The 5626-nt window shown below is 72.6% G+C and carries 4 protein-coding genes; 1 reads left to right on the forward strand and 3 read right to left on the reverse strand.

Features of this window, described 5'->3' with window-relative positions:
• From dnaG to AOK11_RS33030, 3 genes are all read right to left on the reverse strand, one after another.
• Positions 1 to 1424 (reverse strand): DNA primase (gene dnaG / locus AOK11_RS33020; RefSeq protein ID WP_055597354.1); only part of this gene is annotated, 1424 nt, incomplete at its 3' end.
• Positions 1425 to 1530: 106 nt separating this feature from the next.
• A complete protein-coding gene (locus tag AOK11_RS33025) occupies positions 1531 to 2796 on the reverse strand; it encodes an NAD(P)/FAD-dependent oxidoreductase (protein WP_055597355.1) in 1266 nt (421 codons plus the stop codon).
• Between the two features lie 188 nt (positions 2797 to 2984).
• On the reverse strand, positions 2985 to 4325 hold the full coding sequence (locus AOK11_RS33030; RefSeq protein WP_055597356.1) for a deoxyguanosinetriphosphate triphosphohydrolase: 1341 nt from the start codon (positions 4323 to 4325) through the stop codon (positions 2985 to 2987).
• A gap of 169 nt (positions 4326 to 4494) precedes the next feature.
• Here AOK11_RS33030 and AOK11_RS33035 point away from each other — a divergent pair, with 169 nt between their 5' ends.
• Positions 4495 to 5478 carry a phosphotransferase family protein gene (locus AOK11_RS33035; RefSeq protein WP_055597357.1) on the forward strand — a complete coding sequence of 328 codons (984 nt, stop codon included), beginning with the start codon at positions 4495 to 4497 and terminating at the stop codon, positions 5476 to 5478.
• Positions 5479 to 5626 lie beyond the last annotated feature (148 nt).

A 5626-nucleotide genomic window follows, 5' to 3' on the forward strand; every position in this document is an offset into this window, starting at 1 on the left:
ACCGGCAGCAGCACGGCGGAGCCGTACTGCTGCGGGCCGCCGCCTCCGCCGTGCTGCTGCCGGTCGGGGGCGGGGCCCTTGCCGCCGCGGTCGCGGGCCCAGCGGGCGAGCTGCGCCACCCGCTTGACCACGAACTGGGTGTCGAGGATGCCGAGCATGCCGGCGAGCTGGACGGCGACCTCGTGCTGGGCGCCGCTGTTCTTGATGCGGGCGACGACGGGGGCGGCCTCGTCGAGGGCGGCGGCGCGGCCGGCCGGGGTGTCCAGGTCGTAGCGGCCCACGATGTGGCGGAGGGCGAACTCGAAGAGCGGGGTGCGGGGCTCGGCGAGGTCCGCGACCGCGTCGTCGCCCTTGGCGAGGCGCAGGTCGCAGGGGTCCATGCCGTCGGGCGCGATGGCGATGTAGGTCTCGGCGGCGAACTTCTGGTCGTCCTCGAAGGCGCGCAGGGCCGCCTTCTGGCCGGCCGCGTCCCCGTCGAAGGTGAAGATCACGCGGGCCGAGCCGTTGTCCATCAGCAGCCGGCGCAGGATCTTGATGTGGTCGCCGCCGAAGGCGGTGCCGCAGGTCGCGATGGCGGTGGTGACGCCGGCGAGGTGGCAGGCCATGACGTCGGTGTAGCCCTCGACGACGACCGCGCGGGACGACTTCGCGATGTCCTTCTTCGCCAGGTCGATGCCGTAGAGGACGTGGGACTTCTTGTAGATCGCCGTCTCGGGGGTGTTGAGGTACTTCGGCCCGTTGTCCGACTCGTACAGCTTGCGGGCGCCGAAGCCGACGACCTCGCCGCCGATGTCGCGGATGGGCCACATCAGACGGCCGCGGAAGCGGTCGATGGGGCCGCGGCGGCCCTCCTGGGAGAGGCCGGAGAGGACCAGTTCCTTGTCGGTGAAGCCCTTGCCGCGCAGGAAGCGGGTGAGGTGGTCCCAGCCCTGGGGGCTGTAGCCGACGGAGAAGTGCTGGGCGGCGGCCTGGTCGAAGCCGCGCTCCGCGAGGAAGGCGCGGCCGGTGTCCGCCTCGGGGGAGGTCGCGAGCTGCTCCATGTACCAGTCGGCGGCGATCCGGTGGGCCTCGACCAGGCGGATGCGCTCGCCGCGCTGGTGGGCGGGGTTGTACCCGCCCTCCTCGTAGCGCAGGGTGATGCCGGCCTGGGCGGCCAGGCGCTCGACCGCCTCGGAGAAGGAGAGGTGGTCGATCTTCATCACGAACGTGAGGGTGTCGCCGCCCTCCTGGCAGCCGAAGCAGTGGAAGAACCCCTTGCTCGGACTCACCTGGAAGGACGGCGACTTCTCGTCGTGGAACGGGCACAGGCCCTTGAGGTTGCCGCCGCCCGCGTTGCGCAGCTGGAGGTACTCGGACACCACGGCGTCGATCGGGACCGCGTCCCGTACCGCCTTCACGTCCTCGTCGTTGATCCGTCCAGCCACGCGTGAAGTCTACGGCGGTCCGCCGTCAGCCGGATCCGAGGTGTCCGCCCCGCTGGGGTGCGGGGCGGACACCGGGCGTCCGGAGGCGCGGTGCCGGCAGGCCTCGTCAGGGGGCGAGGCTCTCCAGCGGGACGCGCGGGTCCGCCAGGGAGTCCGGGTCCACCGGGGCCCGGGAGGTGATCAGCCGCTGGATCGGGTCGGTGACGTCCCACACGTTGACGTTCATCCCGGCCAGCACCCTGCCCTCCTTCGTCCAGAAGGCGATGAACTGCCGCTTGCCCGAGTCGCCCCGGACCACGACCTGGTCGTAGGAGCCGGGCGGCGCCCACCCGGAGTACTCCATGCCCAGGTCGTACTGGTCGCTGAAGAAGTACGGGACCCGGTCGTAGACGACCTCCCGGCCGAGCATCGCGCGGGCCGCGGCCGGGCCGCCGTTGAGGGCGTTGGCCCAGTGCTCGACGCGCAGCCGGGTGCCGAAGAGGGCGTGCGGGAAGGAGGCGACGTCACCGGCGGCGTAGATGTACGGGTCGGAGGTGCGCAGCCGCTCGTCGACCCGGATGCCGCCGCCGTCCGCGGGGTCGGCAAGGTCCAGGCCCGCCGCCTGGGCGAGGCCGGTGCGCGGGGCGGCGCCGATCGCCGCGAGGACCGCGTGCGCCGGGTGCTCCTCGCCGTCGTCGGTGCGGGCGGCGAGGACGACGCCGTCCTGCCCGGTGATCCCGGTGAGGGTGGCGCCGAAGTGGAAGCGGACGCCGTGCTCGCTGTGCAGGTCGGCGAAGAGCTGGCCGAGCTCGGGCCCGAGGACCGAGTGCAGCGGGGTCCGCCCGCGGTGCACGACGGTGACCTCCGCGCCGTACTCGCGGGCCGCCGCGGCGACCTCCAGGCCGATCCAGCCGGCGCCGGCGATCACCAGGTGGCCGTTGTCCCGGCCGAGGGAGGCCAGGACGCCCTTGAGGCGTTCGGCGTGCGCGAGGCGGCGCAGGTGGTGGACGCCGAGGAGGTCCGTCCCCGGGATGTCCAGGCGGCGGGGCTCGGCGCCGTTCGCCAGCAGCAGTTTGTCGTAGCGGACGGTGGTGCCGTCCTCACCGAAGCGGACGGTCTTCGCGGTGCGGTCGACGGCGTCGACGGTCTGGCCGAGGTGCAGCTCGATGTCGTGGCGCGCGTACCAGGCGGGTTCGTGCACGAAGACGCTGTCGCGCTCCTCCTTGCCGAGCAGGAAGCCCTTGGACAGCGGCGGCCGTTCGTACGGGCGGTCCCGCTCGTCGCAGATCAGCAGGACCCGGCCGGTGAATCCCTCCGTTCGCAGCGTCTCGGCCGCCTTCGCGCCCGCCAGGCCGCCTCCGACGATGACGAATGTCTGATCCGCGTCGACCACTTGATGCCTCCTGCAGGGGGTCCGGGGAGTGTCCCCCCGGAAAACACTGTGGGTGCCGCCACTTGCGAGCGTCCCGCACACAGGGTGATGCGGGAAGAGGGGGTGGCCCGATCAGGCCACGGAGGGTCACCTTCGAGCGAGCACAGGTCTCCGGTGTCCCACCGGCCCCCTCCGCGTCCCCCCCTCCTTCATGCCTGCCCCGTGAGGCGGATGTGAAGCGAGCGGGCCGAGACGTCGGTGAGGGACGCGATCCGGTCGACGATCACCCGCTTGCGGGCGCGGTCGTCCGGCGCCTGTGCGAACAGGGAGCGGAACTGCGGGTCCAGGCCGTCGGGGGCGCGGGCGGTGAGCGCCTCGGCCAGTTCGAGGACGACGATCCGCTGGTCGGCGCGGAGCTGCTCCTGCTCGGCGCGCTGCATGACGTACCGGTCGGCGACCGCCTTGAGGACGGCGCACTCCATCCGGGTGCCCCGGGGGACGACGAGTTCGGCTCCGTAGCGGGTGAGACGGCCACTGCCGTGTTTCTGCCGGGTGGCGCCCTCGGCGGCCAGGCAGAAGCGGCCGATGAGCTGGCTGGTGGCGTCCTTCAGGCGGGCCTGGGCGACCGCCGTGCCGTCGTAGCCGTGCGGCCACCACTCCTGGGCGAGGAGGCGGTCGAGCGCCTCGGCGAGCTCCGCCGGGTCGGTGTCCGCGCCGACGTAACGGCCGACGGCGACGGCGAAGACCTCCTGCCGTTCGGGCTCGGCGTGCAGGACGTTGGGGTCGATGTGGCCGGCGTGCAGGCCGTCCTCCACGTCGTGCACCGAGTAGGCGACGTCGTCCGCCCAGTCCATGACCTGGGCCTCGAAGCAGATACGGCCGTCGGGGGCGCCCTCGCGGACCCAGTCGAAGACGGGGCGGTCGTCCTCGTAGACGCCGAACTTCGCGGAGGCCGGGTCGGTGGGGTGGGCGCCCCGGGGCCAGGGGTACTTGGTGGCGGCGTCGAGGGTGGCCCGGGTGAGGTTGAGGCCGACGCTGACGGGGTCGCCGGTCTGCGGATCGGTGACGAACCGCTTGGGTTCGATGCGGGTGAGCAGGCGCAGCGACTGGGCGTTGCCCTCGAAGCCGCCGCAGTCCTCGGCGAACTCGTTCAGCGCCTGTTCGCCGTTGTGGCCGAAGGGCGGGTGGCCCAGGTCGTGCGAGAGGCAGGCGGCCTCCACCAGGTCCGGGTCGCAGCCGAGGGCGGCACCGAGCTCCCGGCCCACCTGCGCGCATTCGAGGGAGTGGGTGAGGCGGGTGCGGGGGCTGGCGTCCCAGACCGGGTCGGCCTCTCCGGGAGTGACGACCTGCGTCTTGCCGGCCAGGCGGCGCAGGGCCCCGGAATGCAGCACGCGGGCGCGGTCGCGCTGGAAGGCGGTACGCCCGGGGCGCTTGTCCGGTTCGGCGGCCCAGCGGGCGGCCGACGCCGGGTCGTAGCCGGGAGGTGAAGCGGGGTGCTGCCGCGGGGGTGCCGCGGAGCCGGTGGGGGTCGTGGTGCCGGTGCCTGCCATGCTTCGACACTACGGGTACGGGGTGACAGCCGCCGTGACGGTCGAAGCGAGGGCCGGGGGTACGCCCGCGCGGCGAGGCTCCCGCCGGATCGCCCCCGCCGGATCGTCGGCGCTGTCGGCGGATCCGGTTCACGGGATGCGTTCGCCGGGAGGCGGATAGCCTGCCTCCATGGTTTCGGGTGAGGGGGCCGAGGACATCGGCACGGATCTTGGCCGTCAGGGCTGGGGTGCCACGCGTTCCTGGGTGGAGAAGGGGCTGTCCGATGCGGAGCGCATCGAAAAGGTGGTGCGGCTGCGCGGCGGCTGGACGTCGGAGATGCGACGCCTGGACCTCCGCGGTCCGGGTGGTCGGCGCTCACTCGTCCTGCGGTCCTTCGTCAAGCCTTTCTTCGTTCGGCACGCGGAGGGCCTGCTGACCCGTGAGGCGGCCGTCCTGCGCCTGCTCGGTGACACGGACGTGCCCGCGGCCACGCTCGCGGCGGTGGATGCGACGGCGCAGTACTGCGATCACCCCTCCTTGCTGATGTCCCTGCTGCCGGGGACCGTGCGTCTGGGCGATCAGGGTGCTGACGACCGCGCTGAACTCCTGGCCCGGCAGTTGGTGCGTATCCATCGGCTGCCGGTGACCGTGCGACAACGGCCTCGCACCTACCAGGCCTGGGCCTCTCCCGAGCGGGTGACCCTGCCCGCGGCCACCGAGCGGCCTGAGCTCTGGCAGCGGGCTTTCGACGTCATCCGCCGGGAGCCTCCCGCCTATCGGGGGTGCTTCCTGCACCGGGACTTCCATCCCGGCAACGTCCTCTTCACGGGCACCGGCGATGATCTTCGGATCAGCGGTGTCGTGGACTGGGTGGAGACCTCTTGGGGGCCGGCCGACCTGGACGTGGCTCATTGCTCGACGGCCCTCGCCCTGCTGCACGGGGTTCCCGCAGGCATGCGCTTCGCCGATCGCTACGTCGCCGCGGGAGGAACCTTGGCCGAAGAGGGCACCGCCCCTCTTTACTGGCGGCTGCTGGACGCGCTGGGTTTCGCTCCGGACCCGGAGAAGGTCGCTGTCCCCTGGCGTGAGCTGGGCCGCGTCGATCTGACCACCAGTGTCCTGACGCAAAGGCTGGAGGGATACATCGAATCCCTTTTCAGCCGCTACGCCTGAACCGTCGCCGCCGGGGCGAACGCCTCCGGGCAGGAGTTCCGCGGTGGCGCTGACGCTCCGTCGAGGGACCGTTGCCCCGACGTTCACGACCGGCCGCGCGGGCGGGTCCTGGGCGTCCGGTTCAGGCGGGGGCCGGGCTCGTGGGCGC

This window comes from Streptomyces hirsutus (genome assembly GCF_001418415.1).
Taxonomy (GTDB): Bacteria; Actinomycetota; Actinomycetes; order Streptomycetales; family Streptomycetaceae; genus Streptomyces; species Streptomyces hirsutus.

Excerpts from the sequence above, each read along its gene's own strand:
- AOK11_RS33030 (WP_055597356.1), bottom strand. The coding sequence starts at position 4,325 with ATGGCAGGCACCGGCACCACGACCCCCACCGGCTCCGCGGCACCCCCG.
- AOK11_RS33035 (WP_055597357.1), top strand. The coding sequence starts at position 4,495 with ATGGTTTCGGGTGAGGGGGCCGAGGACATCGGCACGGATCTTGGCCGT.